A 26,459-nucleotide genomic window follows, 5' to 3' on the forward strand; every position below is an offset into this window, starting at 1 on the left:
ATTCGGGACATTTAATGCAAAAAAACCTTCTATCTTTTCATTTTCACAATATAGCTCCACATCAAAAAACTGAAGAGTATTTGTATTGGCTTCTAAGACTTCTTTTAAAAGTTTATTTACAAGTTTAGGACCTGATGATTCTAATATTAAGGCAGATTTAACTTTATTTAAATTAGATTTTTTAGAGATACTAAAAAACAATGGTAATTCTTTTTCAGGGAAAAATCTTCCTTTCAAAAACTCTTGATAATCTGTCGAAATATCATTTTCATAAATAACCCAACCATATGTATTCTTGGTAGTATTTATAATATATCCTTTCATAAAATCATCCCCGGTAATAATGGATTACATCATTTAAATATATTCGCTTTATGTCATTGGCACATATAAGGTTAAATGGAATCGAGTCTTTAGCCTATTAATTATCATACGCCAGATTGTGTTTTTCGTCATAGACTATTCTTGTTTAGGTCGATATTAGCATTCGCAGGTAACTTAAGAATATTAATACTTTTTGAATATTAAATCCCAATTTATCCAACAATAAATGTTTCAATGATAGGAGAATGATATGACGATTTTAGTACACTGATATTGATAGATTTGATGAAATTTTGTAATGTCAAAGAGTTAATTAAAAATTTCTAAGTATGAAAGAATGCGTATAAATTTGTCTTAATTATTTAAGACAAATCTAAAAAGTTAGTAATAAATGAGCTACTGTCCATTTTTATATTCCAAAGTATATAGTGATTGGTTAATGGAATTATTTTAAAAAAGAAGCCGAAATAGCAAGAAATGAAAAGGAATTAAAGAAAAAATTTATTTTAAAGTATAAAATTAGATATAAATTTATTACTACAATTATTTCATAGATTTCAATAATTATCATGACTCTATTTGCACTTACTTCTTGGTTTTTCTATAAAAAAGATGGGTTCTTTTAAATAACTACTTTTACATTTATATTATTAACAATACTTATGTTTTATATATCAGTTAAAGTAAACAATTAGACATCTAATAATTATAGAATTTTGGAAGAATTAAAAAAATGATCAGGTTGAGAAAGTAATCAAGGAAATAAAAGCGCAATATTTTGCGCCTTTATTCAAACATAAATAATATCTATTCTAAATAGAGATCTTGCATTGTTTTAAAATCTTGATCGGTGAAACCTAATTCTTGTTTAATATAGTTAGCTGGGGTTCCAGCAACTTCTTTCATGGTATTGAGAATTTCCATAATAAAACTTTCTCGAGTATCAATAAGACTTAATAGATAACCTAAGACATCTTCATTATCGGTAATTTTGCGATAAGCATCCATTTTAATTTTATTGCGCTCTAGGCGATTTTTTTGCGTTAGCATGTAATCATATATAATATCTTCTTCGGATACTCCTAACATTACTTGCAATAGCAATACTCCATAACCAGTTCGATCTTTTCCCCCACGACAATGCTGAATGCTTGGGCTTGAATTTGGCTTCAACAAGATGCGAATCATCTGACTGTAAGCATTTTTGGATTTGTCACTTAGAACAAAATTACGATATTGTTCAAAAACTTGTATCCCTTCTCCATTCACTAACTCTTTAGGAATATCCCGTATTACACTTTCCACTAAAGCACGATCTTCATCACTTGGATCGGCAGCAAATTGTGCAGCAAGCTCAGCGGTTTGAGCAGAAGCATTTAGATTGAATGTTTGTCTTTCTCCTACATTGGTATTTGGACTATTTTTAATTTCATTTTCACTACGATAATCAATAATAGTTTTTATATCGAGCGCTTTTATATAAGCTTGTGCATCTAGGGTTAATCCATACAAATGATTTGAACGATAAAACACTCCCCATTTGATTCGTCTCCCATCTTGGCCAACATAACCACCATAATCTCGAAAATTATTTAGACCAGTTATTGGTAAAGTTCTTTCACCAAAAATGAGCGGTTTTTTTTCTTTTGTCTCCAGAATAAAGTAAATACGTTTTTTACTTTGTAACGGATCATCAATGATTACTGGACTATGCATGTTTTGCCCAATGAGCGTTTTATTTTGGGCGTATGCATTATTTTCTTCAGTCCAATATAGATTAACGAATTGTTGATTTAATTCATCGAATGATATTACTATTTGTCCCTGCTTATTACGTACAGCTGTTACTTGCTTATTATATTGTTTTTCCATCATTTTTACCCAATTAATGTAATATACCTAACATTGAAAGAATTACCCCTAATACCATTACAACTATGATTAATGTAACAGTATATTTACCTTGAAACTTTCTAACTAGGTAAAACACCCCTAAAGCAAATAGAATAGTCAACAAATTAGGCATAACTTTATCAAACATTTCTTGCACTTTGATTGATTGTTCACCCACTTCAATCATTAAAGGAGTAGAAACTTTGACAGTTGAGGCAATCAATGAACCTAGTACCATTACGCCAACTACGTTAGCTAAATTACTGATTCTCTGAATAATGTTTGAGTTTTTCGATTGTTCAATTAGATCAACACCTTTATTATAACCATAATGTACAAAGAAGTATTTTGTGAAAACATTAACTAAGTTATAAATGAGGAACATCAAGATCGGTCCAATAATATTTCCTTGCAAAGCAAAAGCTGCACCGATACTGCCACAAATTGGCATCCAAGTAAATTTTAATAGGCTATCGCCAAGACCTGCAAAAGGTCCCATCAATCCTGCTTTCAAAGAAATAACAGCTTCTTTTTCATCTTCTGACGTTTTTTCTTCCATCGCTGCTGTTACACCTAAAATTAAGGCACCAGCATTTACTTGAGTATTGAAAAATTCAAAATGACGTCTCATAGCGCGAACTCGTGTTTCTTTATCCGCATTCTTATAAAGCCTATCTAAAATTGGTATCATGCAATGAGCAAAGCCAATTGTCTGTAATTTTTCATAATTAAATGAAAACGGTATAGTTTGTATACGCCAAAAAACACTGTTAAGATCTTTTTTCGTGATTTTTTTTTCATTATTCATAAATCATATTCCTCTTCAATTGCCATATTATTCGTCAATGTAGTTTTGTCCTCATTGTTGTTGGTAAATTTTTCGTTCTTTTTCCCTGCCATATAGGCCATATCGTAAAGTACGGCGAAAGCAAGAGCGATAAAGGTAATTGGGATAATAGGTAATTTAAGATAGCTGGTTAAAATAAAACCAAGTAAGAAGAAAAACCACATAGCACCTTTCAATAACATAAGTAATAAAATACATATACCAACTGCAGGGATCAATTTTGAAGCAACCCCCATTCCGTTGATAATCTCTTTTGGAATTGCATCTAAAATTGCTTTAACTAAATCACTCCCAAAATAAATCGCTAAGAAACAGGGAACTGCACGTATCAAGAACCATATTGGTGTCGAAAAATAATGAATTCTAGCTAACTCTTTGTAGCTACCATTTTGAATGCTTTTTTCTGCCCATGGATTTAAAAAACAAGCAAAAGATCGCCAAATAATCAATAATTGTTGACAAAGTATTGAAACAGGAAGAGCTAATGCCACGCCAGCAGCAATTCCCCCTTCAGTCGCAATGCCAAGAGACACACCAATTATTGAGCCAGCTACAATATCAGGAGCAGAATAAGCCCCAACATTTCCTATACCCATCCACATCAATTCTAATGTTGCACTTATTGCCAGTCCTTGAACTACATCACCCATAATAATGCCAGCTATAGTTCCTGTTAATAATGGTCTGCGAAGCATTTGTGGACCAACATCATCTAATGAACATATTCCCGCCCATATGGCGACAAGAATAGCCTGTGTTAACATAAGTTAACCTCCAATATTATTAAGAAATAGTATGTTATGAATTACTAATCAGTGATTTTAGTAAAACAATCGGATCTTTAGGAACCATTTGAACTTCAACTATCACATTTTTGTTAATAAGATTTTTGAATGCTTGCTCTTCTTCAGGCGTAACGGATACTGCACGTGATAACTGATGACGTCCATTTTGCATTCGCATTCCTCCTACATTAAGTTTTTCTAATTCTAATCCAGCTGAAACCATCACATCCACATCTATACTGTTTGTGAATAGCAACATTGTGCGTTTTTTGATAGGTGTTTTTTTCAGAATTTCAATAAATTGCTGAACGCCAAAGACAAGTACTTTTAATCCTGCTGGTGCAGACATTGTGAGTACCGATTGTTGAACTTTATCGTTAGCAACTTTATCGTTAATGACTAAAACTTGTTCAATATCATAATTTTTTACCCATGTGGTAATGACTTGTCCATGAATAAGACGATCGTCAATTCTAGCAACATTAATTGGCATTTAATTCTCCTTATAAATCAGTAGTGTTTTCTCGTTGAAAATTGATTACTTTGGCAACGTCAATACAGCTCTGCGGATATGCATCTTCAATAGCTGATTTAACGTCGTTAAGAGTACCTTCTCGATTATTTAAAACTTCAAGTAGCACTGGAATATTAAACCCACAAAATAGCAAGACATCCTTGTATTTTATTAGTAATTCACTCGCTAAATTGCAAGGAGTTCCCCCCATAATATCAACCAAAATAATCACACCATTACCTTTATTAAGATTCTGGTAACTATCAATCATCTGCTGACGTAATTCATCTATATTGCTATCAATCAAGACTGATATTATTTGAATATTTTCTTGTTGCCCCATGAGCATTTGAGCACATTCCATTGCTCCTTGAGCAAAAGGACCATGACTGGCGAGAATAATGGGTAATTGTTGTTCCATCTTAATTTTCTCCATACAAATTGATTAAATGTAATAATATTACTTTTTTCATAATATATTTTAGTAATAAAATTACATCTAAGTTTGATTGAAGTCATCATTTTTTTTAATATTTTGAAAAATTTGTGAACTTGATCATGTTTATTTTGAAATGTTATTAAATAACATATATTTATAAAAAAAATATAGTAAGGAATTGGATAGAGGTGAGATTAACAATAAGAAACGATTTATTATAACCAATAGTACATTTATAAATGTTAACTAATTAGAAAATTTGAGTTTGAATGATTTTATTTATGGTTAGGATACTTACGCTTTTCTCGACTTTGGGTTTGCTGAAATAAATGTTTATCATACTTTCTAATAAACAAATTTGTTAATAGCATATTTATAACAGATATTTGAGAAATTTTAGATCGAATAGGAATAAGCCGTGATGCATGTTCCATTGATGTCGTATGTAACACAATATTTGCCAATAAAGATAATTGGCTCTGCCCCATTTTGGTGATTGCAATTGAAGGAACTTTCAAACTTTCGGCTAGTTTTAATAATTCAACACACTCAGGGGTTTCACCAGAATGTGAAATGATGATAATTAGATCATTTTTACTTAATGTGCTAACAATGTTTCGGCTTATATGAGCATCAAAATGGCAGTTTATATCTTTTTTTATTTTTATAAGTTGGTATTCCAACTCTTTTCCAACTAAACCACTACTGCCAACACCAAAAATTACAATTTTATGACTAGTGATAATTAGATCAACTGCTTGATCTAATGCATGAAGATTCACAATTGAATGAGTTTCATCAATAGAAGATTTTTCCATAGCTTGTACTTTTCGATTAACATCCTGTAAGGTATCATTTAGATTTATATCATCCTGTAAAATTTCAGCATTATGTTTTTGAAGGGGAGATGAAATGAGATCAACTTTGAAATCACTAAATCCACTATAACCTAGCTTATTACATAAACGTAAAATAGTACTGGTACTAACATGATTGAGTTTGGCTAAAGCTTGAATACTCATGTTTTTTAATGATTGTGAATGATCCATTATATATTGTGCAACCACAGATTCTTTTGGAGATAAATCATTTTTAATTTCTCTGAGTTTCAAATTAATCATTGCTCGCCTCGAAATTTAAATATGGGGTTAAAAGTATAAGGTTCCTCGTCAAAATAATAGTTTTTTTATTTTTAAATCTATTTATTCTTCTAAAACTATTTTAATTGCTCATAATTATATATTATGTTTTAACATTCCGTTTTTTAATCCTAACATGCTAATTTATTGAAGATTGTTTTAATATATTTCTTTAGTTACGATCGATATTATCTTTCTTTTTCGACATGATGCCAAGTATATTCCGTAGCACTAAATTATTAATCACTGACTTTTCAGAAGTCTAAATAAAATCTCAATACAATCACTTTACCTGTTTAAAAATTCATTATTTTATGGATTTTTGTTTATAAATGATTTATTCGAATAACCTATTAAATTCGTAATTACACCTTCTTTTATCAGTTCCTATTATCAGAAAATTCCTTATCAAATTAACCTTGCTTATCTAATTTCAATCTTCTTTATTTTATTAAATTATAAATTGCTTAATATTAAAAATGTCATTTTCTATGAGTTTAAACAATCTATTTTTATTAAGATTTGTTTAGAAATAATTCATATTAAATGATCTAATTCAAAATTTGCATAATTTAATGTCAATATAATAAAAATTAACTTGCATAATTAGAATAATGTGGGAGAATTCCCTGCCGCTTTTAGCGGGTAAAAAGGCAAAACTATACTTAGTAGTTTTTTATTGTTTTTTGGGACAGAGGAGCAAAGTTAGTCATGTCCGCAATAAAAATGAAACGAGTTTTAACCACACCTGCATTGATTGCATTTGGTTTAGCTTATATGGTTCCTTTGGGGATCTTTACCACTTATGGGGAAGTCACTGTTACAAGTAATGGACACTTACCTATAGCCTATATTATCACTCTAGCAATGATCTTTTTCACAGCATTGAGCTATTGCCGCATGGCCAATAAGCTACCAATTGCTGGTTCAGCCTATTCGTATGTTCAACGTACTTTTGGTGGAAAAGTCGGTTTTTTGGTTGGTTGGGCTCAAATTTTAGATTACCTTTTTTTACCAATTTTAAATTATTTGGTTTTAGGTATTTATTTAAACGAAGCGTTTCCAGCGATTCCTGCACCCGTATTTGTTTTAGGATCTTTAATTGGCGTAAGTTTACTCAATTATTTGGGAATCAAATTAATTAACTCGGTTAATTTCACTTTGATCATCATTCAAATGATTTTTATCGGTTTATTTATCTTTTTGACATTTACAAACGTTAATTTAACGCCTGATGCTATGATGAAACCATTATTAGTTAATGCTGGCGATTTTAGCGGATTACTTTCTGGTGCAGCAATATTATGTCTGGCTTTTTTAGGGTTTGATGCTATTGCGACATTAGCAGAAGAATCGAATGATGCCCAAAAATCGTTACCAAGAGCAATTATCTGGACTGTCCTTATTGCTGGATGTATCTTCTTAATCGTTTCTTATTGTGCTCATTTAGCCTATCCAAATTGGACTGATTTTGCAGAGAATAAAGATACCGCAAGTTTAGATGTTGTTCGTCGTGTGGGCGATATTAGCCGGTTAGGTGGAGAGTTTATGTATAACTTCTTCCAAGCGGCTTATTTAACTGGTGTATTTGCCTCTGCAATGACTGCACAAACCAGTGTTTCACGAATCTTCTATGCAATGGGTCGTGAAGGTGTATTACCAAAGCAGATCTTTTATCGTATTCACCCTCGTTTTAGAACACCTTATTTATCTATAATATTTGTGGCATGTTTTTCATTATTATCGTTGGTGTTAAGTTTAACATTGGTTGTTTCAATGATTAGCTTTGGGGCGTTAGTCGCATTTACTTTTGTCAATTTATGTGTAATTAAAAGCTATTTAGGTGAAGGTCAAACCAAAACATTAGCGTTAATCATCAAATATGGCCTTTTACCGGCAATTGGTGTTTTACTTTCTTTATGGTTGTGGACTAGTTTAGATGCGACAGCCATGATAGTTGGTTTAATTTGGCTCGCTATTGGATTTTTCTATCTGATATATTTAACTAAGGGTTTTACAAAATTATTGCCATCTATTGATCCACACGAATTAAATTCAATCATCAAAGATTAGCTTAATTCTTTTAAATAGTTCTACTTAAAAGTATTCAGTTCTCGCCCTTTTAAAACCATTCCGTCGACCTAAGTCGACGGAATAGATATGTTTATAACATTCTGTTTTGATAAAGATTTATCAATTATTCACCAAAACCAGTAGCAAATAATTCGCGGATTTCATCCATTGCAGCTTGCTCGTCTTCTCCATCACAGATGATTTCAACAGTTGAACCACCTTTTACACCTGCTCCTAGCAGCCCCATCATACTTTTTAGTTTAATTGCTTTGTCGTTATAAACAAGCTCAATTGATGATTTATAGCGACCGGCTAATTTAACTAATGCCGTTACTGGGCGCGCATGAAGACCGGTTGAATTTTTTACTACCATTTGCTCTTTTAACATACTAAGTCCTTCTTTCTATCTTAAGTTAATACAATACCTAGTATTTATATCATAAAATAATCTGTTTTGCTCATTTTTAGATATAAATTTTTATAATTTATACAAAGCTTTTTATTAATTTAAACTTAATACTATTTTATGCCCAATAATATCTGACTACATGAAAAAAAACAGGCGCAGCAAAACAGATTGAATCGAAACGATCAAGTACACCACCATGTCCGCCAATTAGGTTACCCCAATCTTTTACCCCCCTATCACGCTTTATGGCAGACATAACTAATCCGCCAAAAAATCCTAGCAAGGTGATCATGAGTGAAATTAAACCAGCTTGAATAAAACTAAATGGCGTAATCCAAAACAGACAACTACCAATAAAACTGGCTGTAATTATGCCACCAATAAATCCTTCCACTGTTTTTGATGGTGATAGATTTGGGCTAATTTTATGTTTACCAAATAATTTACCAAAGACATACTGCAAAACATCTGACATTTGAACAACTAACACCAAAAAAGCAATAAGTAATAAATTTCGGTCGTGATAGCTATCAATTTGGAGTGACAATAAGGCAGGTACACAAGAGATATTATATACGGTGATGACTAATCCCCATTGTACTTCGGCCGTTCTGTCTAAGAATTTAAATGAGGATCCAGTAACTGTGGCTAAAATCGATAAAATTAAAAAACCGTATACTGGAATGAATATGCTAAATAGACCATACCATGAAACAGCGACTAAAATATATTGCGCCGGCAACGCTATTCCGAAAGCAAATATTAAAACGTAATAATCATCTCGGCTAATACTGGTCAGATTAAGAAACTCGCGTAATGCTAAACCCGATACCACGAAAAATAAAAAAATGACGGCTAATTTTCCGATCAAAAAAGCAGTACCTAAAATCGCCACCATGACCCACCACGCATTAATGCGAGTATTTAAATTATCAATAACCCGATTAGGTGATCGAATTCGATGTTTTAACATGAGTCCAATTAACGAAGCAACGATTAAAAATAGAGTAACGCCCAAAAATAGCAATAAAGTATGGTATTGATAGTTAGACATCTATTTCCTCAAATTGCTGATTTTTTAATACTTTAAAAATGAATGTTGAAATCATTTTACAATAAATTATAAATAATACGACTGGCAAATCCGCCTATAAAGAGTAAAAGTTGGATCATCACTGTCACTATTTGAATTTTGAAAAGTCGTAATGTCCCTTTTTCGCGCTCATACATTGTTCGAGATTTAGAAAAATCAGATTTAATTAAACCTAATTTTACAAGCGCATGATCTAACTCTTTCAACACTATTGAGGGTTCATGAATATATGGCGTCAAATATTCAAAAAGTTTGATATCGAAATTAGTCCTAAGTGCATAATATTGACTTATTAAGCCTAAAATAAAAACAAAAAAACAGATTAAACTTATCAGATTCGAATCATTAATTGCCAGATAAATAAAACCAATGACCAGCGCAGAAATTGTTAAAAACCCAGAAAAAATATTAATTTGCTTACTTAAAGAAAGCAAACTACACAATGTCACAATTTGAGTTTGATTGGTGTGAAACTGTTTTCTATTATGATCAGATTTCAGCATGTAGATTTCTGCTCCATTCTATTAATATTAACCGTTGTCTAGTTGAAATAATAATATTACGCCGACATGTTCTTACCTTAGCTATCGCATCATCAACATCCTTGGCTCGATGAGTCCACAACAACCACGCGATAACTGCTGTCGCACTTCTTGAATAACCTAATGCACAGCAGACTAACAATCGACCTTGCAGTCGATATTGTTCAATGATTTCAGCCGTCATTTGACATTGCGCTTGCGTGAGCGGTGTCATATCCAAAATGGGCATTAGCATATAATTACCTTTAAATTGACCTATCGGCAGTTCTGCACATAAATCAACAATAGTTGTAAATTGATTGTGTTTCAGATAGTACGTTGAAGGAATTCTACCTAAATAAACGTTATCCTCAATGAAATTGTTTGGATGGTACCGAATCGTCCATAAACGTGAATTGATCCACATAATGATAAAATAAGGTAAATATAATAAAATAACGACGAGTGAAAAATGCCCATTAGATTGTTTTTGATATCCTTTTGCACCTATCAATAAATAATTAAGGGCGACCAACAAAAATGCCCCAGAAAGCCAAAATAGCCAAAGTCCCCACCCCTTCATATAAATGGCCAAACTCATGGTTAACAGAGTTAAACAACAATAAATAAAAGCCCAACGGTACTGTTTTGATAAAAACGCTAATTTTAGGGTAAATATACCATCATTAGGCCATAACCATATGCATAAACACCCCACCCATACACCAGTTGGGATATCAAAAAAATGATGTTGCCAGGTTGTTAATACCGATAGCGCAATTAACAAACACCAAATATGCAAAATATAACGGAAAAAAGTCTGAAAATAATTAGCATAGAACTGCCATAAAATAATAAGTAATGTGATATGTAATGATGGGGCTTGATTAAAAGGTTTATCAAATCCCATAAGAATATCAAAAAGTAAACCAAAAAATCCGTCCATAGCTGGACGATCAAAACTGAATTTAAGTGGGAAAACAAGAAAACAACAGACACAAATAATTTGTGCGGTTAATAATCTAAAACAAAGTGTTTTTAATGACTGATTCGATTTTGCTAGTAATATAGCAAGTCCATACATTAAATCTATCGACCAATAGGGCACAATCGTCCATGACCAAAGTGGTATGATCGTTTCCCAATCAAAAACAATGCTACTGACATCATTACGTTCAGCTGTGAATGCATTGCTAAAATTGTAACTAACAAAGAAAAATACCGTTAACCCGATAAGCCATAAACATTTGTTAATGTTTAATTGAATAGAACCCTGCTTCATCATAACGTTAATCAATTAATCAATGCGCTGAGCTAATGACACCGTAAAAATCCCCCACTGATCAATACGCATTGTGACTTTTCGAAAGCCTGCTGCCATGACAAGTTGATCCATTTCAAGTTGTGTCCGTCTGCGCATTATCCATGGTTGCCCGTCACGATGTGAAGTTAATGCTCGAGCAATAAACTCAAGTTGAGGATGCCAAGGTTGATTGGTATAAATTAAATATCCACCTTTGGGGATAGCATCCGCTAAACCCGATAAAGATTCACGTAATAATGAATTATCACTAAACAATTCATACAAACCAGAAACGACAGCTAATGTTGGTTTAGGCGATAGGTCAGCTAACTGCTGTCTGTTAAAAGCATCGCCCTTTTCAAACTGTACAAGGTGACTCAAGCCTAATTCAGTAATCAAATTTTGACCATCACGAATATTAATATCGCTATAATCTCTAAGGAGTACTGAATCAGGTTTCTTGGCTAATTGATTAATAGTCTCAAGAATATAACGTCCATGACCTGCTGCTATATCAACAATATTGACGATATTATCGTGTTTTTGTAATTGCGATATGGCTAGTTTTAATAATTCTTCAAGATGTATTTTACGTTGCCGAATTCCTCGCCAACCCATTGATTGCAAATAAATATAGTCAAAAAACTGACCTAATTTTGAACTTCCTGAAGGTTGATTACGATAAACATAATCCAATGTGCTACCTGAGTCGAACCCAGTTTCAACTCCAAGTTTGATACCATCAGAAATTTTACTGGCATATTTCAAATTAGCTTTGATGAATTTCCAGTAAAGAGGTTTAACTATTCCCTTAACAGGCAATGATAAATTATCGGCTTCTTGCTTAGTATAACCAACAAGGTCTGCGTTAACCAAAGAAGGAATATTCGGTTGATTTGCAAAGCACCCTATAATAAAACGCCTTGCTCTTTCAATAGCGATATGGCGTTCTTGTTCACCAAACGTGTCATGATAAAAATTAGGCAAAATATGAAATTCTTTTTGAGTGGTACCTAAATTTTCATAAAACTGTTTCTGAGGTTTGCGTCTGACAACAAAATCAGAACCAGAAACAAGTATTTGAGTCGGCACTGTTATTGCATTAGCATCTTGAACAATACGATCAGCTACAGAATATAAATCAAGTAGCAATCTAACTGAAATTGGTCGAGTGATTAATGGATCTTGATTAAATGATTCTGCTCGTTGTTTGTCATGAGTCAATAATCCAGATTTAACGTAACTATTAACAAAAAAATTACCTTTCAGGTTATATAATAATTTTAAACCAGGTACGGCCAAAGGAACATAAAGTTTTACACGAAAAGCAGGCGCACCTAATACTAATGCCCGAATATTGGGGTTATAATCATGCACCCAAGCACTCGCAATGACGGCACCCACACTTTGTGCAATAATTGCAATATCTTGTTGTCTTAAACTGAATTCTTGGGTAATGTGTTCAATAAAAGCATTCGCATCCTTGATCAGCGTAGCAAAATTGGGGGCATCGCCTCGTTCACCTTCTGATTGTCCATTACCTCGGGCATCCCATGCAAAAATGTGAAAATTAGGTAATTCAAGTTCGTCGGCAAGATGCGCTATTCGACCAGAATGTTCATGTCCACGATGAAAAAGCACAATCGCTTGATTAGGTTGAATATCGGCATCTATTGCAGGCCAGTAGCGATAAAATATTTGGCAACCATCATGGCTTGTGAATGTTTTTTGTTGCTGTTGACGCATCGACAACTCCTTGTTAAATTTTAGCTTCTTGCAAACCTTTTCGAATTCGATTCACAGTCGTCCATATGAGTAAAAAAATAATTATCCCTAATAACGCATTTATCCAATTCAATGGTAACAAACCGGTAGCAATACCTAAACTGATTAAGCTAAAAATAAAAGCTCTATCGCTTTTTCCCATTGGACCGTCATACCGTCTGGATGCACCAATTAGTAACCCTAAAACACCACTATATTCAGTTAAAAAAGACAGTAACACAATCAATATCACTAAACCAGTATTGACACTTGGCACCTGAATAAATACTAATAATAGCGCACAATCGGAAATAACATCCGTTATTTCATTTAAATATGCGCCTAAATTAGATTTTTGATGATACTCTCGTGCTAACATGCCATCAATGGCATTGAGCGCCATTCGAATAAACATCCATACTGGAATTAAGAAAAATAGCCAAAGATATTCAATAAAATAACTCACAATCAAGGCGATAAAAATAGAGCCCATACAAGCGAATAAGGTGACCTGATTAGCGGTAATGTTCACACTATAGAATTTCTCAACGCAGGGACGAAGTAACGATTGAAATCGGGATTTTAATTGATAAATTGATAACACAAACAATCCTTTTATAAATTATCTTTTTACTATTACTTACACTGAATCGTCATGTACTTTAACATTTAAACAATCCGTTGTAACTGGGTATACTTTAATGAACTTACCATAAAATGCAAACGATTAAGCACATTTACTTCACCTGCACCATCATCAAAGTCTAAATAGAGTAAGTTAAGTTTTGGATTAAGATCTCGCATTCGTTTTTCAACACCTTTAGATACAACATGATTTGCAATACATCCAAACGGTTGCAGGCTAATAACATTGTTAATTCCCTGTTCAGCAAATGTCATGATGCCAGCAGGAATCAACCAACCTTCACCATATTGATTCGCCAGATTTAAGATTTCTTCAGCCTTTTTAGACATATCGCGTATATTATGGAAAGGTTGATAATACTTAAATTGGGACAAAATTTTATTTGTTTTATCAATATATCGATGTGCAATCTTTTCAAAAAAGGACATTAGATAAGAGATATAACTCTTTGATGAGAGATAATTATTGACATTACTATCATAATTAACAAAACATTGCGCAAAAAACTCAATCATTGGTGGAATAACCGGTTCAATACCCTGCTCGACTAACCATTCAACACTGTGTTGATTACCAAAACTATTATATTTAACGTAAATTTCGCCCACTATACCGATTTGTGGACAATCTTTATGGTGTGTTTCAATTTGATTAAAGTGTAGAACGGCTTGCGTTAATAGTTCGAAGATGGCCTTTCTACCTTGCTTTTGTTGAATAAGTTGTTGCAATTTATGCATATAAAGCGCTTTAAGCTGATCAGCTTGTTGTTTAACTTTCGCTCTTGGCGCAATGGCGTAATACATTTTTGATAGTGAATCAGCAAAAAGCATCGCAAAAAAAGTTATCGGTAATGTTTTAAACCAATTTAGCTTAAAGCCAGGTTGTTCTATTTCATGAATATTTCCAGTACTAAGTGAAATTATGGGAATATCTTCAAAACCATTACTGATCATCGCTTTTTTGATCAACGATAAATAACTACTCGCTCGACATTGTCCACCCGTTTGAGTTATCCCTATTGCCACATCATTACGGTCATATTTACCTGAACGCAATGCTTTAATAATATCCCCAACAATAATTGTTGCTGGATAACAGATTTCGTTATTGCAGTATTTTAATCCCCATTCGACTGAACGCTTATCTGGTTTAGGTAATGTTTCCAGTTTATAACCCGATAACGCAAAAATTGGCGTTAAGAGCGGAGAATAAAAATCGGAGATAAACGGCGCTAAAATGGTTCGACGCTGCTTATCTTGCTTGCTAAAAATAGCCGTTTTTTTACGTTCAACTGTTTTTAGCGGTTGCTGATGATTCATTCGTATTGATTCAATAATGGATCGTAAACGTAATCTGACAGAACCCGTTGCAGTAATTTCGTCAATACGAATTATCGTACCGGTTTTACCTTTTGATTCTAAAATTGCTTTACACTCATCGGTAACAAGAGCATCAGGCCCGCAACCAAATGAATTAAGTTGAACAAATTGGATATTATTGGGTTGCTCTGCAACGAATGAAGCGGCAGCATATAAACGATTCGGGTAGCTCCATTGTGAACAAATTTGAAGTTCTGGCGATAACTGGCTAATGCCACCTAATACAGAATCTTCAGTAATCACATCACAACCAAGCGCATTTAAGATTTCAGGTGTTTTATGGTTTATTAAACTATCACTATGATAAGGCCGTCCTGCTAAAATAAATACATATCGCCCTGTTTGTTTGGCATTATCTAATACTTCAATCGCTTTGTTGTAAAGATTTTGTTTAAACTGGAACTGAGCCATTAATGCTGCCGAAAAGGCGTTATCAATGACTTTTTTCGCTATACCTAATGACCGTAAATATTGAACACAACTTTTTTTGAGTAACTTCACATCCGTGAAATTCATCACAGGATAATCAATCGGAATACCATATTTTAATTCTGGATTGATAGCACTATGTATGACTTCTGCATAACTACTCACAATAGGACAATTATAACTATTTACTGCATTATCAAACTGGGATGATTCAAATACGACCATAGGCATAAAAATACGATCCACTTTTTGACCAACTAATTCCATAATATGCCCATGTACTAATTTAGCAGGAAAACAGATACTATCAGACATCACTGTACCTGCTCCTTGTTCATAAATTTTATGGGTCGAATAAGGTGAAAGTATTACGTTGATACCACTTTGAGTCAATAACGTATGCCAAAAAGGAAAATTTTCATATTGTCCAAGAACACGAGGTATGCCTATATTAATTTTTGCTTGAGGATTTTCGACAGTGATTCGATCAAACAAGAGCGCGTTTTTATAATCAAACATGTTAAAGGCATGATTATCTTTATATTGATTATTACTTAAGAAACGTTCACATTTATTACCGGAATAATATTTTTGCCCATTGGCAAAACGGTAGATCATAATATCACAATTATTTTCGCACCCCTTACAACGAGAAGGTTTCGCTTTGTTATCTTCAGCTTTTGCTAAGTTATCCAGCCCAATAAATTGTGAAGGTGTATTATTTTCAACAAAATGATTTTTTGCCACTAAAGCAGAGCCATAGGCGCCCATTAATTCAGGGATATTTGAGCTGGTGATTTGCGCACCGGTTAATTGTTCTAAGGCTCGAAAAACAGCAGGATTCTTAAAAGTTCCACCTTGCACGACGATATTATTACCTAATTTACGCATATCGTGCAGTTTAAGCACTTTATGAATTGCATTTTTAATCACTGAAAACGCAAGTCCAGCCGAAATATCCCCCATGGTGGCATTTTCGCGTAGGGCTTGTTTAACTTTAGAGTTCATAAAAACAGTACAGCGTGTACCTAAATCACAGGGATGAGTTGATTGACAGGCCGCATCGGCAAAATCAATGGTATTTGAGTTTAATGATTTAGCAAAAGTTTCAATGAAGGAACCACACCCTGATGAACAAGCTTCATTAAGTTCGATATGATTAACCACACCATTGGCAATAAAAATGGCTTTCATATCTTGACCACCGATATCCATGATAAAACTGACATCTGGATCAATATGCTTTGCTGCGGCAAAATGCGCCATCGTTTCAACTAAACCATCATCAATACCAAATGCGGCTTTTAATAACTCTTCGCCATAACCGGTGACACCCGTACGCAAAATCACAATATCTTTATTGGATGTCTCAATTTCTTTTTTTAATTGAGATAATCCTTTAATCAGTGCACTTATTGAATGACCGTTATTGGGGGCATAATAAGTAAACAGTAGTTCATCATCTTCACTAATTAACGTAATTTTGGTTGTCGTTGAACCACTATCTATGCCCAAAAAAGCATTTTGCTTTTTATAATCTGCGATATTTAATCGAGGAATATCGATATATTTCCGTCTTTTTTTCCAGTCATCAAATGATAAGGCTTCATTAAAAAGAGGAGATAATCGAAAAGATTGATTCACTGCAATTTTTGTTGAAGCATTTAATTTCTCGATAAAACTATTAATTGAAAGTTCAGCACGTTCAATCGGATGAATTGCCGCCCCCCAAGCAGACAACAATGTTGGATAAGGCGTTTCAACTAGCTGATCTTCACCTAATTTCAACGTATTAAGCGCTGCTTTACCTAAGGTTGGAATAAAGGAAAATGGTCCACCAATTAACATCACTTTAGGAACGATATCATAACCACGAGCTAAGGTATTAACAAGTTGAATACAAACGGCATGTAAAACAGAATAGGCGATATTTTCTTTTGAGACGTTACGACTAATAAGATTTTGGACGTCGGTTTTGGCAAAAACGCCACAACGAGAAGCAATAGGAAAGATTTTGTCATGATGTTGAGCGAGTTGATCAAATTGTTGAACAGGCGTGTTTAATAAGGTTGCCATTTGATCGATAAATGCCCCTGTCCCACCTGCACAGCTTCCGTTCATTCGAATATCGGGCGGGCGATCGGGAAAGAAGAAAATCATCTTACTATCTTCACCGCCAATATCAATTAAGGTTCTGACTTCGGGATAGTTGCGCTGCACAACTTCAGATGCCGCCACCACTTCTTGGATAAAAGGAATATCGGCTTTTTCAGATATTCCCATACCAGCCGAACCCGTTACCTTGACGGATAGACAAATATCATTACCAAACTTTTGTTTAATTTCATTAAGTAAATTGAGGACTGTCGCCACAATATGTGTATTATGACGAACGTAATTGGTATAAACAAAATTGTCAAACTCATCAAGTACAACACATTTCGCTGTTGTGGAACCCACATCTAAACCAAATTTAAATAATTTTGACATAAGCAGCACATAATCCCCAAAGCATCCATTACTTTTTAATCGATATAATCAATATCGCTTTATTTTTTATGTGTAATAATTATAGCCGAATCTTACTTTTTTTTAATCAATTTGGTTAAAAAATATCTTGTTTTAAAGTTGCGTTTTTAAAATCCTATTAAATTAATTTCTATCAGAGAAAATAGTTAGCTAAAACCATTTTTAATAGGGTGAACTAACTATTTTTTTGCATCTTTTATGAGGATAATAATATGTATTAACTCATTTTTTCTAATCCCTGCTTAGCGATCGCAATAACATTTTTTAAATCGACGCCTTGCGCTTTAGCAGCAAAAATACAACCACAATAACATTGTCGATAGACATCATATTCTTTGCAAAGCTCGATAGAACGTTTATAACCATTATTTTTTTTAAAATCGGAAGGGAGATAATTCACCGAAAAAATTTCTTGTATTTCAAAACCCAGTTGATTGATTTTCTGGCTATTTTTTTTAGGACTTAACGTCAATGCACTCGCAAAATAATCAAATCCCAATTCTTGCGCTTTAATCGCTGCCAAATCTAACCGCATTTTATAGCAGAGATGACAACGCTCTCCTCCTTCGGGTTCATCACGCAAATGCCCAACTTGTTTAACAAACGCTGCTGGTTGGTAAGGTGCTTCTAAAAACTGGACATTATGCCCTGTTTTCAGGTTAAAATCGTTGATGAATTTTTGTTGAACCAGACTACGGTGTTCATATTCAACTCTTGGATGAATATTCGAATTGGCAAAATAGATAGTAATATCAGCATACTGCGCTAAATACTCTAAAACATAGGTACTACATGGTGCACAGCAACTATGAATCAATAATTTAGGGCGAACTGCTTCGTGCTGCCAATCCGCAATGACTTCTTGTAAAACAGAATCGTAATTGATTTTGTTATGAGGATTTAATTTTTCCAGTATATTTTTAGCATTAATTAACATGATGACTCGTTTATAATTTTGATGATTAAAGTCTTTTTAAGCTGCGCTATGATATAGCGATAAACGCAACCATTCAAGCTTAGCATGTAATTTTTTATACTGAAATAAAGGTAATAACTAAAACTTTTTGATAATCTAATTATGACGTCAATAGCGTGCTTTTACTCAATAGTCATTAAACCTGAAGTTTATTCAATCATCTAACCTTGTTCATTGATTAACTTATTAAAACAAACTGTTATACTGATTAATTATTCATCTCAAAATCGATATCAATAATATTAGTGCCCTGACACTTTAGAAAATAAGTTTATAATAATTACCCCAAACATGATAAATCCCATACCGATTACAGCCGCTAAGTCCAAAGTTTGTTTCAGAAAGATCCAAGCAATCAAACTAATAAGCACAATACCAATTCCTGACCAAATCGCATAAGCAATACCTACGGGAATGGTTTTTAATGCTAAGGAAAGAATATAAAATGATGCGCTATAACCAACAATTGTAATAATAGAATAAATAAGATGGGTAAACCCATTCGATAATTTTAATGAAGATGTAGCGATAACTTCACAAATAATAGCGAAAAAAAGATAAAGATATGCATTCATAATAATACCTATAGTCATTTGAAAAACAAATTTATTGGTTAAGTTTAACCTTAACGTTTTGATGTTTTTTAACCTATCATACCTTAATCAATAATATTAAAGCTTAATTATGGTTTCATTTCATCATGCTAATTTGAACAAACAGGTAAATTTGAAAGCTATCAAAGCTAGAAAATTATGAAAAAGGAATATTAAAATGGTGGGTTGTGAGGAAATCGAATTATAATAATAACACATTGATATATAATGATATTATAAAAACAATATGTTAAACATATAACATAATGTATAACATTAAATATTGATGACCCACTCAACTTATCACCGGCATGTAATATATCATCCATTAGCAATAAAGTAAAAAGTTAAAAGAAAACTTCTTTTTTGTGATTTTATGACACTAACAACACTAACAAAATTTATTATTAATATTCAACGCATTAAGGTGGTGTTGTTATAGTGTTGTATGTTGTTAATAACATGATATTATATTATTTCATTTTATATAGCTGAGCATAAATTAAGGTATTTTTATTATGGAAGAATGGTTAATTGAAAATAAAGACTGGTTTGTTCCTTTTGCAACTCTACTATGTGCAGCTTTTGGCGGCTGGTGGGCAGGTAGAAAAAGAATAGGTATTGAAGTTTTATCGAAAAATAGACAAGAATGGATTAATGACTTAAGAAAACAAGTATCGGAGTTTACAAGCATATCAACAAAAATGCCTGTAGATATTATCTATAAAAAAATAACTACAACATACAACATAAATGATAAAAATGAGATTATTGAAAAAATAAGTAGGCTTGCAATTATTCGCGACTACTTAATTTTATTATTGAATCCTGATGAAAAAGATAGTCAAAACATAAACACTAGTATTCAAAATATAATGTCTATCATTAACGATCTAAATAATAAAGATAAGCAAGAACTTTCTGAAACAATACTTCAAGAATTTAATAAAGAAATATTACATAAAATTGAAGAGCTAACAAAAAATACACAGAAAGTATTGAAAACTGAATGGGAGCGAGTAAAAAAAGGGGTGTAATTATAACTCAATCCCTTTAAACTCATTTAATGCTTGTATTTGTGCATCGCTTAGATTGATATCGACTTCGCCATACTCAAGCAAGTAAGTGCCAAATGACATCAGGAAAGCAACGGCAGGATCTATCTTGTTGGCTGCTTTCTTTTTGTTGGGCTTAATATTGGCATTCGCATCGGTTTCCATCACTACATTACCAACCGCCCAAGAGAGAACAGGATCGCCATTGTGATTAATGCGTTTACAACTGATAAATACCTCGGCAGTTTTTGCTGTTGGGCTATAGCGTGCATAAGTTTGAGGAAATGGCTCAACGTCTAAGCCAATATTTTGTAATTGGGTTCTTAATTGCGTGGCGTTCCACACGTCAAAGCCTATTAACTTAATATTAAACTGCTCACTGTCTTTTAAAATATCATCTCGAATTTGGTCATAATCGATACAATCGCCTTTGGTTACTCGAATCCAACCCTGATTAACCCATTTACGGTACATTTCCCTATTTTTGTTAGCCACATTATTAAGCTGAAATTCAGGAATATAATGCCTGGTTAATAATCTAACCTCAGTTTCAAACGGAAATGAATAACAGACGCTAGTAATATCACTGGTGGATGATAAATCTAATCCGGCATAACAATCTAAGCCTTTTAAATCATCTTCCGAATAATCAACCTTACATTCTGCCCAACTTCCAATATTTACCCAAGGTGTGGCTCCATTACACCAAATATTAAAGCGTTTAGTGAGCATTTCGACCCACTGCGAGGGTATTCCTCTGGCTTTCTTGACTGTGTCCTCTAAGGCTACCCTATCGACCGAAATATCAAGATTAGGATTGGCTTTAACCCATAAATCAGGGTTATCAATCTCGTTCTCGTCGTCCAGTTCGTAAATAAGCACTAATTGCGATTCATTAACTTCGCTACCCTCTAAAATCTGGCAACAATAATCATAATGCTGTTTACACGCTGATATTGTGTTACTACCTGCGGTAGTGATAGCAAATAAAATGCCCTCAGGTCTAGCTCCCATACCTAGCTCAAGGGCTGAATATACGCTGTTATCGGGGTGTAAATGGTATTCATCTACAATGGATAAACTAGGGTTAGTCCCCTCAATAGTCGCTGCTTTTGATGCTAAAGGTCGTAATAGGCTATTTTGCTTAGGGTTGATCACTTTATGCTGTTGAATGGTGACCCTTTTCTTTATTGGCTTGCTAAGTATTGCCATTTGCCTAGCATCATCAAATACGATTCGGGCTTGGTCACGGCTAACGGCTGCAGTATAGATATCTTGTTGCCCTTTCTCCATAACTAAAAACCAGTTAGCCAGTATTGCCGCTGTTGTTGATTTAGCGTTCTTTCTCGGTACTTGTACATAGGCACTACGATACTTTCTAAGTCCAGTTTTAACGTGCTTAAATCCTAGCAGATTGGCGAATAAAAATTGTTGCCAAGGCTCAAGCTCAATAGGTTTAGCTCTTAGATGACCTTTGACATGTGGGCAGACTTTAGAAAAAGAAATCAACTTGCTGACAACTTCACTATCAAAGTAATAAATAGGATTATCTAAATCAATAAAATAGCGGTTAATCGCTTGTTTTAAGCGTTTACATGCAGGAATATCACCATTTTTAACGGATAATGCGTAATTATGCCAAGCGGTCAAGCTCGTCTTCCTCTTCGGCTTCTACAGGATTTTTACGACGGCTTACTGGGTCAAATCCAAGTAATGAAGCCATTTTAATCATAATTTTTTCAGCTTCTGACTTAGCACTTAATGCAGGATTACGGCTTTCTGTGCCTTGTGAATTAACGATTGAAAACCCACGCTTTGCAATGTCTTCCATAGCTTTGCGATACATTGAATAATTAACACAATACAATTCTAAGTTAGTCCAATCGGCCGGTTGAATATCATCACGCTGTGCTAGGTGCTCGGCTCTTAGTTTCCATTGCTCTTTAGCTAATTTATCTAAATATTTGGGTACTTTCATCTTATTATTTTTCCTCTACTTTCTAAAAAATCACCGTGCGTAAAAATTTGAGGAGGGGGGTGGTCTTTTAGCTTTTTGAATTTCTTTGAACATTCCCCCCTACCCACTCATCATATCTGAGGACGGCTATCAGTTGTCTTTATTATGAAGATGACCCAAATCCTCGTTTATCGATTACTCTTGTCTTATAGCTATGACAATCACGGCATAATGGTTGATGATTACTTGCTTGCCAAAAGAAAGGATCTCTTTGCCCATGCTCAACAGGTTTAATATGGTCTATTACAGTAGCAGGAGTTAGTAATCCTTTATCCTTACACATCTTGCATAATGGGTTATGCTTGAGATACTCAGCTCGATATATTTGCCATCGGTGGTTATAACCTCTCTGTGCTGCTGTTCCTCGTGCCTTATCCTGTTCTTTACCTACTCTATGCTCGTTACAGCGTCCCGATTTAACACGATTACGACAGTTAGGATATGAGCAACGTCTTAATGGCTGTACTGGCATTGCTCACCTAATAGATAGCAGGATCACGGTAAACACTCCAAAGCATATCAACAGTATGGGGCACTTCCTTAATTGTTAAGTCGGCAATCGTTTCTCTATTGGCATATAACGATCCAATATAAAGTAAACATCCTACTTTAATCGCTGGTGTAAATTCCAAGCCATTATCAAATCTTTTCCCTATATGCTTTTGACAAGTTTCTATTGCAGCGTCAATATATAATTGTAATAGCGTATCTTCATCATCATAATCAATACGACAATGTTCTTTTACTTCACGCAAGGTGATTAAGTTACTCATTATCGATTTCCTTTTTAACTTCTACGGTTTGCTTCCATGCCTGACTAAACTCTTCACCGCCCTCATAAGGTTGTAATCCCTCTTTTAACCTTGCCTCATTGGGATTCATTACCCCTGATTTAATCGCAATGTTATAACTGTTAAAGCGATCTATCGGACTGGTGCGCATCAGATCGGATGTATCAAACTCAATTAAATATCGGCTTTTATCTTCGCTAACATCTATCATCAAGGCATCTTTTAATTGTTGTTCAAAGTTAGTTAGCCATGGTCTTAGCGTTAATGTTAAAAATGAGCGTGTGGCTTCTGAAAAGTTACTGTATGAACTATGCGAATATTCTTGTATAAACATTGGGCTAATATTAAATATTCGAGCGATATCCTCAATTGTAAATCGTCGGCTCTGCAACCACTCAGCATCTTGATTACTCATACCTAATTGCTCGTACTTCATGCCACCCTCAAGAATTGGGGTTTTACCTGCGTTCTTTGCACCTTTGTAGCGTTCTAATGCGTTTAGGGCTTTTTTGCCTTTTGCATCGTCCATCCATTCAGCCATTGAAACATAACCACTTGCCATTAAGCCATTTTTCATGACAGATGATCCATGTCGTTGTTGCGCAAGCCCTAATCCTATAGCTTCACGGCATATTGTCACAGGTGAACGCCCGATAAAACCGTCATCACTTGCATAACGTAAATGTAATACTTCATCTTGTAAGTAATTTGTGACATTGCCGTCCTCATCAACAATCGAGTAAGCATAACGTCCATTACCTAATCGTTTTGGGGTAACTGCATAAGGTGGAAAGCTTTCAAGTCCATTAGGTCGTCCGTCTTTACCCCAATGAATAACCGCATAAGCATTACCCCCTAATAAACAATGTCGCATCATAGTCCGCTTAAATTGATACGGTGTTTGCTTAGTATTTGGCATCTCATTAAGCAAATACTCAACCGGATGATTTGATACTCGTTCACGTTCGCCCTTTTTATTAAGCTTATAGAGATAACACGGCATAGAAGCAACCGCTTCACTAATTACTGTGACCGCATTCATCACAGCGGGTAATGCCTCAGCAGAACTGGGTGAGACATATTCTCCCGAATTGGTATTAGGCAAGCCAAGATAAGAGATTAACTCGTCTAAAGTCATACTTCGCTCTTCTTTATTCTTCCGGCTAAATAATCTCATGCTTATAACTCCATAAGTTCAAGCCATGCTTTGCTTAAATCTGGCTGTAATTTAGCTTTAGCTTCAAGCATTGAGCGTTTAGCGATTTGGATATCACTTTCTTGGTAAGCTGGCATACTTGTGACGGTTACTTCGAATAGTTCAGCAGTATTTACAGTTCTGATACAAGGCTCTTGATTAAAATCCCATGATTCAGTTGTGGCCATAAAACCAAACGACATACCGCGAATATCACCACGATCAACACTAACGAGTAAATCACGTCCTAATTGTGTGTCGGGAGGGGTAAGCTCAAATCTTAGCCCGATATCATCCTCATTAAGAATTAATGTGTTAGATGTTGTCCGACCTAATAGCGCTTTGTGGTCATGTTCAAATAAAGCTCTGATATCAGGATTTGTGCTTAATGATTGGCTAAAGGCTTTTGGCGAAAATTGCTCATAAAATTCACCCCATATTAGCTGTGATCGGCTATTCCACTTAACCACATAACCCACAAGCTTAGTATCATCTCGTGATATCTCAATGCTTCTTATTTCATATTGTTTCTTATCCATATCAACCTCAAAGGGGCATATAGCCCCTGTTATTATTTATTTGCTGATAGTTCTAAGATTTTGATAGCATTAGAATCAACCAAACCACCGCCTAAATACTTATCAGTGTGAACTTTATAAAATCCTGGTTCTGTAATATTATCTGGACGAGTTCTTACACCTGTTTCGTGGTCTACAATGTAGTAACCTCTTTTAAAATCACCTACTGCAACGACTGCGCCTGTATCATTCATATTTTCCAAATAATGAACAGGTTTACCTAAAAGCATGTCAGGATCGCCCGCTTTTAATCCGTCACGCCAAATATAATCACCATTACCATTTTTAAGTTTTTGCAATGTTGCTGCAGTATTTGAGTTCATTACCCATACAGCATTTTTACGGTATTTCTTTTTAAGTTTGAAAAGTAAATCAATCAAACTATCGGCCGTGATTGCGGTAATTGTCATTTTTTCAAGTGTACCGAATGGACGATCTTTATCTGCTTTTACTACTTGCGGATAAGCAAGGAAACCTTTAGCTTTTTTCGTGCCGTTACCACTGATAAGGTCTAATTCCTCAGTTTCGACAAAAGTATCCTTGATTTCATCAGTTAACCAACTTAAAACATCTAGATCGCTAAAGTCTAAGATTTCTTGAGTCGTTTTAGGATAAGCATAAATTGGGTTTAATTTGATTGATACTTCTTCAAGTTTAGGGGTAGCTGTCTCTGTTCGAGCTGTTCCCTCTTCGCCATGATTAACTACTGCACCACCTACCGATACCAGTTTTTTATACTCATTTGAGTCAATTTTTTTGACGGTACAGATAGCACGCATTTCGGATTCATCCGATAACTGGCGCATGATTTCCTTATCTAACTCAGGAATAACCGTATAACCACCATCAGCAGGAACGCCAGTAGAAAGCGAACTAGCCTCACCAGTACGGATATAGTTGCGTAATTCTTCGTTAGTGAGTTTTTTATCAATTGGTTTAGCTTTATCCGCAAGGCTACGCTCTTCGTTGGCTAAGGTTTCATAGTTTGTAATTTCGGTGTTTAACTCTTCTACTTTTGCCTTAATGGTGTCGAATTGTGTTTTTTCTTCTGGGGTCATACTGCGATTTTCTTGCTCGGCTTTATCAAGCATTGATCGCATTTCAGCTACTTTGGTTGCTTTTAATTGACGTAATTCAATAAGTTTTTTCATATCTTTATTTACCTGT

General features: G+C 34.2%; 24 protein-coding genes and 1 pseudogene. 2 read left to right on the top strand and 23 right to left on the bottom strand.

Features of this window, described 5'->3' with window-relative positions; genetic code table 11:
* The 7 genes and pseudogenes from ACKJXD_RS00005 to ACKJXD_RS00035 all read right to left on the bottom strand — a co-directional run.
* A pseudogene (locus ACKJXD_RS00005) lies at positions 1–324 on the bottom strand (hypothetical protein); the annotation flags it as partial.
* A gap of 807 nt (positions 325–1,131) precedes the next feature.
* Positions 1,132–2,199, bottom strand: coding sequence for a tyrosine-protein phosphatase (locus ACKJXD_RS00010; protein WP_430875158.1), 1,068 nt, complete (start codon positions 2,197–2,199; stop codon positions 1,132–1,134).
* 10 nt (positions 2,200–2,209) lie between these two features.
* Entirely contained in the window at positions 2,210–3,025 is an 816-nt protein-coding gene (locus tag ACKJXD_RS00015) for a PTS system mannose/fructose/sorbose family transporter subunit IID (protein ID WP_294829654.1), read from the bottom strand.
* Positions 3,022–3,828 carry a PTS mannose/fructose/sorbose/N-acetylgalactosamine transporter subunit IIC gene (locus tag ACKJXD_RS00020; protein WP_430875159.1) on the bottom strand — a complete coding sequence of 269 codons (807 nt, stop codon included), beginning with the start codon at positions 3,826–3,828 and terminating at the stop codon, positions 3,022–3,024. Before ACKJXD_RS00020 ends, ACKJXD_RS00015 begins: the two co-directional genes overlap by 4 nt.
* Positions 3,829–3,862: 34 nt before the next feature.
* Entirely contained in the window at positions 3,863–4,342 is a 480-nt protein-coding gene (locus ACKJXD_RS00025; RefSeq protein WP_430875160.1) for a PTS system mannose/fructose/N-acetylgalactosamine-transporter subunit IIB, read from the bottom strand.
* A 10-nt stretch (positions 4,343–4,352) separates the two neighbouring features.
* Positions 4,353–4,799 carry a PTS sugar transporter subunit IIA gene (locus ACKJXD_RS00030; protein WP_430875161.1) on the bottom strand — a complete coding sequence of 149 codons (447 nt, stop codon included), beginning with the start codon at positions 4,797–4,799 and terminating at the stop codon, positions 4,353–4,355.
* A 278-nt stretch (positions 4,800–5,077) separates the two neighbouring features.
* Positions 5,078–5,923, bottom strand: a complete 846-nt coding sequence (locus ACKJXD_RS00035; RefSeq protein ID WP_430875162.1) for a MurR/RpiR family transcriptional regulator — start codon at positions 5,921–5,923, stop codon at positions 5,078–5,080.
* A gap of 729 nt (positions 5,924–6,652) precedes the next feature.
* On the opposite strand from ACKJXD_RS00035, the gene ACKJXD_RS00040 reads away from it, so the two are divergent.
* Complete coding sequence (locus tag ACKJXD_RS00040) at positions 6,653–8,014, top strand: APC family permease (protein ID WP_430875163.1); 1,362 nt, start codon at positions 6,653–6,655, stop codon at positions 8,012–8,014.
* Positions 8,015–8,138: 124 nt separating this feature from the next.
* Here the strand turns inward: ACKJXD_RS00040 and ACKJXD_RS00045 are convergent, their stop codons facing one another.
* The 9 genes from ACKJXD_RS00045 to ACKJXD_RS00085 form a co-directional block, all read right to left on the bottom strand.
* Positions 8,139–8,402, bottom strand: coding sequence for an HPr family phosphocarrier protein (locus ACKJXD_RS00045; protein ID WP_065558280.1), 264 nt, complete (start codon positions 8,400–8,402; stop codon positions 8,139–8,141).
* A gap of 136 nt (positions 8,403–8,538) precedes the next feature.
* Positions 8,539–9,477 carry a phosphatidate cytidylyltransferase gene (locus ACKJXD_RS00050; RefSeq protein WP_411598653.1) on the bottom strand — a complete coding sequence of 313 codons (939 nt, stop codon included), beginning with the start codon at positions 9,475–9,477 and terminating at the stop codon, positions 8,539–8,541.
* A gap of 56 nt (positions 9,478–9,533) precedes the next feature.
* A complete protein-coding gene (locus tag ACKJXD_RS00055; protein ID WP_430875164.1) occupies positions 9,534–10,019 on the bottom strand; it encodes a hypothetical protein in 486 nt (161 codons plus the stop codon).
* The gene (locus ACKJXD_RS00060) at positions 10,006–11,322 is read right to left on the bottom strand and encodes a phosphatase PAP2/dual specificity phosphatase family protein (protein ID WP_430875165.1); all 1,317 of its coding nucleotides are present in this window, start codon (positions 11,320–11,322) and stop codon (positions 10,006–10,008) included. The genes ACKJXD_RS00055 and ACKJXD_RS00060 overlap by 14 nt, the downstream gene beginning before the upstream one ends.
* A 12-nt stretch (positions 11,323–11,334) precedes the next feature.
* Positions 11,335–13,086: a bifunctional alpha/beta hydrolase/class I SAM-dependent methyltransferase gene (locus ACKJXD_RS00065; protein WP_430875166.1), complete on the bottom strand. Its 1,752-nt coding sequence runs from the start codon at positions 13,084–13,086 to the stop codon at positions 11,335–11,337.
* Positions 13,087–13,099: 13 nt separating this feature from the next.
* The gene (locus ACKJXD_RS00070) at positions 13,100–13,708 is read right to left on the bottom strand and encodes a CDP-alcohol phosphatidyltransferase family protein (protein WP_267359900.1); all 609 of its coding nucleotides are present in this window, start codon (positions 13,706–13,708) and stop codon (positions 13,100–13,102) included.
* A gap of 65 nt (positions 13,709–13,773) precedes the next feature.
* Positions 13,774–18,048, bottom strand: coding sequence for an acyl-CoA dehydratase activase-related protein (locus ACKJXD_RS00075; RefSeq protein WP_430875167.1), 4,275 nt, complete (start codon positions 18,046–18,048; stop codon positions 13,774–13,776).
* Positions 18,049–18,304: 256 nt separating this feature from the next.
* Positions 18,305–19,024 (bottom strand): epoxyqueuosine reductase QueH, encoded by a 720-nt coding sequence (locus ACKJXD_RS00080; RefSeq protein WP_430875168.1) that lies wholly within the window; start codon positions 19,022–19,024, stop codon positions 18,305–18,307.
* A 281-nt stretch (positions 19,025–19,305) separates the two neighbouring features.
* Positions 19,306–19,638, bottom strand: a complete 333-nt coding sequence (locus tag ACKJXD_RS00085; protein ID WP_220215206.1) for a DMT family transporter — start codon at positions 19,636–19,638, stop codon at positions 19,306–19,308.
* Positions 19,639–20,174: 536 nt separating this feature from the next.
* Between ACKJXD_RS00085 and ACKJXD_RS00090 the strand changes: the two genes are divergently transcribed.
* Positions 20,175–20,693 carry a hypothetical protein gene (locus tag ACKJXD_RS00090; RefSeq protein WP_267380348.1) on the top strand — a complete coding sequence of 173 codons (519 nt, stop codon included), beginning with the start codon at positions 20,175–20,177 and terminating at the stop codon, positions 20,691–20,693.
* On the opposite strand, the gene ACKJXD_RS00095 is transcribed toward ACKJXD_RS00090, so the two are convergent.
* The 7 genes from ACKJXD_RS00095 to ACKJXD_RS00125 form a co-directional block, all read right to left on the bottom strand.
* The gene (locus ACKJXD_RS00095) at positions 20,694–22,361 is read right to left on the bottom strand and encodes a terminase large subunit (protein ID WP_430875169.1); all 1,668 of its coding nucleotides are present in this window, start codon (positions 22,359–22,361) and stop codon (positions 20,694–20,696) included.
* Entirely contained in the window at positions 22,345–22,689 is a 345-nt protein-coding gene (locus ACKJXD_RS00100) for a phage terminase small subunit P27 family (RefSeq protein ID WP_430875170.1), read from the bottom strand. Before ACKJXD_RS00100 ends, ACKJXD_RS00095 begins: the two co-directional genes overlap by 17 nt.
* Positions 22,690–22,831: 142 nt before the next feature.
* The gene (locus tag ACKJXD_RS00105) at positions 22,832–23,200 is read right to left on the bottom strand and encodes an HNH endonuclease signature motif containing protein (protein WP_430875171.1); all 369 of its coding nucleotides are present in this window, start codon (positions 23,198–23,200) and stop codon (positions 22,832–22,834) included.
* A gap of 7 nt (positions 23,201–23,207) precedes the next feature.
* Positions 23,208–23,501, bottom strand: a complete 294-nt coding sequence (locus tag ACKJXD_RS00110) for a head-tail connector protein (RefSeq protein ID WP_430875172.1) — start codon at positions 23,499–23,501, stop codon at positions 23,208–23,210.
* Positions 23,494–24,696: a phage portal protein gene (locus ACKJXD_RS00115; protein ID WP_430875173.1), complete on the bottom strand. Its 1,203-nt coding sequence runs from the start codon at positions 24,694–24,696 to the stop codon at positions 23,494–23,496. Before ACKJXD_RS00115 ends, ACKJXD_RS00110 begins: the two co-directional genes overlap by 8 nt.
* Positions 24,697–24,698: 2 nt before the next feature.
* On the bottom strand, positions 24,699–25,253 hold the full coding sequence (locus tag ACKJXD_RS00120) for an HK97 family phage prohead protease (RefSeq protein ID WP_430875174.1): 555 nt from the start codon (positions 25,251–25,253) through the stop codon (positions 24,699–24,701).
* A 32-nt stretch (positions 25,254–25,285) separates the two neighbouring features.
* On the bottom strand, positions 25,286–26,443 hold the full coding sequence (locus ACKJXD_RS00125) for a phage major capsid protein (RefSeq protein WP_430875175.1): 1,158 nt from the start codon (positions 26,441–26,443) through the stop codon (positions 25,286–25,288).
* Positions 26,444–26,459: the final 16 nt, after the last annotated feature.

This window comes from Gilliamella sp. G0441, assembly GCF_050589305.1.
Classification (GTDB): domain Bacteria; phylum Pseudomonadota; class Gammaproteobacteria; order Enterobacterales; family Orbaceae; genus Gilliamella.

Bases quoted from the DNA above. Each gene is read 5' to 3' on its own strand.
- ACKJXD_RS00010 (WP_430875158.1), bottom strand. From the start codon at position 2,199: ATGATGGAAAAACAATATAATAAGCAAGTAACAGCTGTACGTAATAAG.
- ACKJXD_RS00045 (WP_065558280.1), bottom strand. From the start codon at position 8,402: ATGTTAAAAGAGCAAATGGTAGTAAAAAATTCAACCGGTCTTCATGCG.
- ACKJXD_RS00065 (WP_430875166.1), bottom strand. From the start codon at position 13,086: ATGCGTCAACAGCAACAAAAAACATTCACAAGCCATGATGGTTGCCAA.
- ACKJXD_RS00080 (WP_430875168.1), bottom strand. From the start codon at position 19,024: ATGTTAATTAATGCTAAAAATATACTGGAAAAATTAAATCCTCATAAC.
- ACKJXD_RS00100 (WP_430875170.1), bottom strand. From the start codon at position 22,689: ATGAAAGTACCCAAATATTTAGATAAATTAGCTAAAGAGCAATGGAAA.
- ACKJXD_RS00125 (WP_430875175.1), bottom strand. From the start codon at position 26,443: ATGAAAAAACTTATTGAATTACGTCAATTAAAAGCAACCAAAGTAGCT.
- ACKJXD_RS00035 (WP_430875162.1), bottom strand. From the start codon at position 5,923: ATGATTAATTTGAAACTCAGAGAAATTAAAAATGATTTATCTCCAAAA.
- ACKJXD_RS00060 (WP_430875165.1), bottom strand. From the start codon at position 11,322: ATGATGAAGCAGGGTTCTATTCAATTAAACATTAACAAATGTTTATGG.
- ACKJXD_RS00085 (WP_220215206.1), bottom strand. From the start codon at position 19,638: ATGAATGCATATCTTTATCTTTTTTTCGCTATTATTTGTGAAGTTATC.
- ACKJXD_RS00090 (WP_267380348.1), top strand. From the start codon at position 20,175: ATGGAAGAATGGTTAATTGAAAATAAAGACTGGTTTGTTCCTTTTGCA.
- ACKJXD_RS00020 (WP_430875159.1), bottom strand. From the start codon at position 3,828: ATGTTAACACAGGCTATTCTTGTCGCCATATGGGCGGGAATATGTTCA.
- ACKJXD_RS00050 (WP_411598653.1), bottom strand. From the start codon at position 9,477: ATGTCTAACTATCAATACCATACTTTATTGCTATTTTTGGGCGTTACT.
- ACKJXD_RS00075 (WP_430875167.1), bottom strand. From the start codon at position 18,048: ATGTCAAAATTATTTAAATTTGGTTTAGATGTGGGTTCCACAACAGCG.
- ACKJXD_RS00030 (WP_430875161.1), bottom strand. From the start codon at position 4,799: ATGGAGAAAATTAAGATGGAACAACAATTACCCATTATTCTCGCCAGT.
- ACKJXD_RS00015 (WP_294829654.1), bottom strand. From the start codon at position 3,025: ATGAATAATGAAAAAAAAATCACGAAAAAAGATCTTAACAGTGTTTTT.
- ACKJXD_RS00115 (WP_430875173.1), bottom strand. From the start codon at position 24,696: ATGAGATTATTTAGCCGGAAGAATAAAGAAGAGCGAAGTATGACTTTA.
- ACKJXD_RS00040 (WP_430875163.1), top strand. From the start codon at position 6,653: ATGTCCGCAATAAAAATGAAACGAGTTTTAACCACACCTGCATTGATT.
- ACKJXD_RS00055 (WP_430875164.1), bottom strand. From the start codon at position 10,019: ATGCTGAAATCTGATCATAATAGAAAACAGTTTCACACCAATCAAACT.
- ACKJXD_RS00105 (WP_430875171.1), bottom strand. From the start codon at position 23,200: ATGCCAGTACAGCCATTAAGACGTTGCTCATATCCTAACTGTCGTAAT.
- ACKJXD_RS00120 (WP_430875174.1), bottom strand. From the start codon at position 25,253: ATGGATAAGAAACAATATGAAATAAGAAGCATTGAGATATCACGAGAT.
- ACKJXD_RS00025 (WP_430875160.1), bottom strand. From the start codon at position 4,342: ATGCCAATTAATGTTGCTAGAATTGACGATCGTCTTATTCATGGACAA.
- ACKJXD_RS00110 (WP_430875172.1), bottom strand. From the start codon at position 23,501: ATGAGTAACTTAATCACCTTGCGTGAAGTAAAAGAACATTGTCGTATT.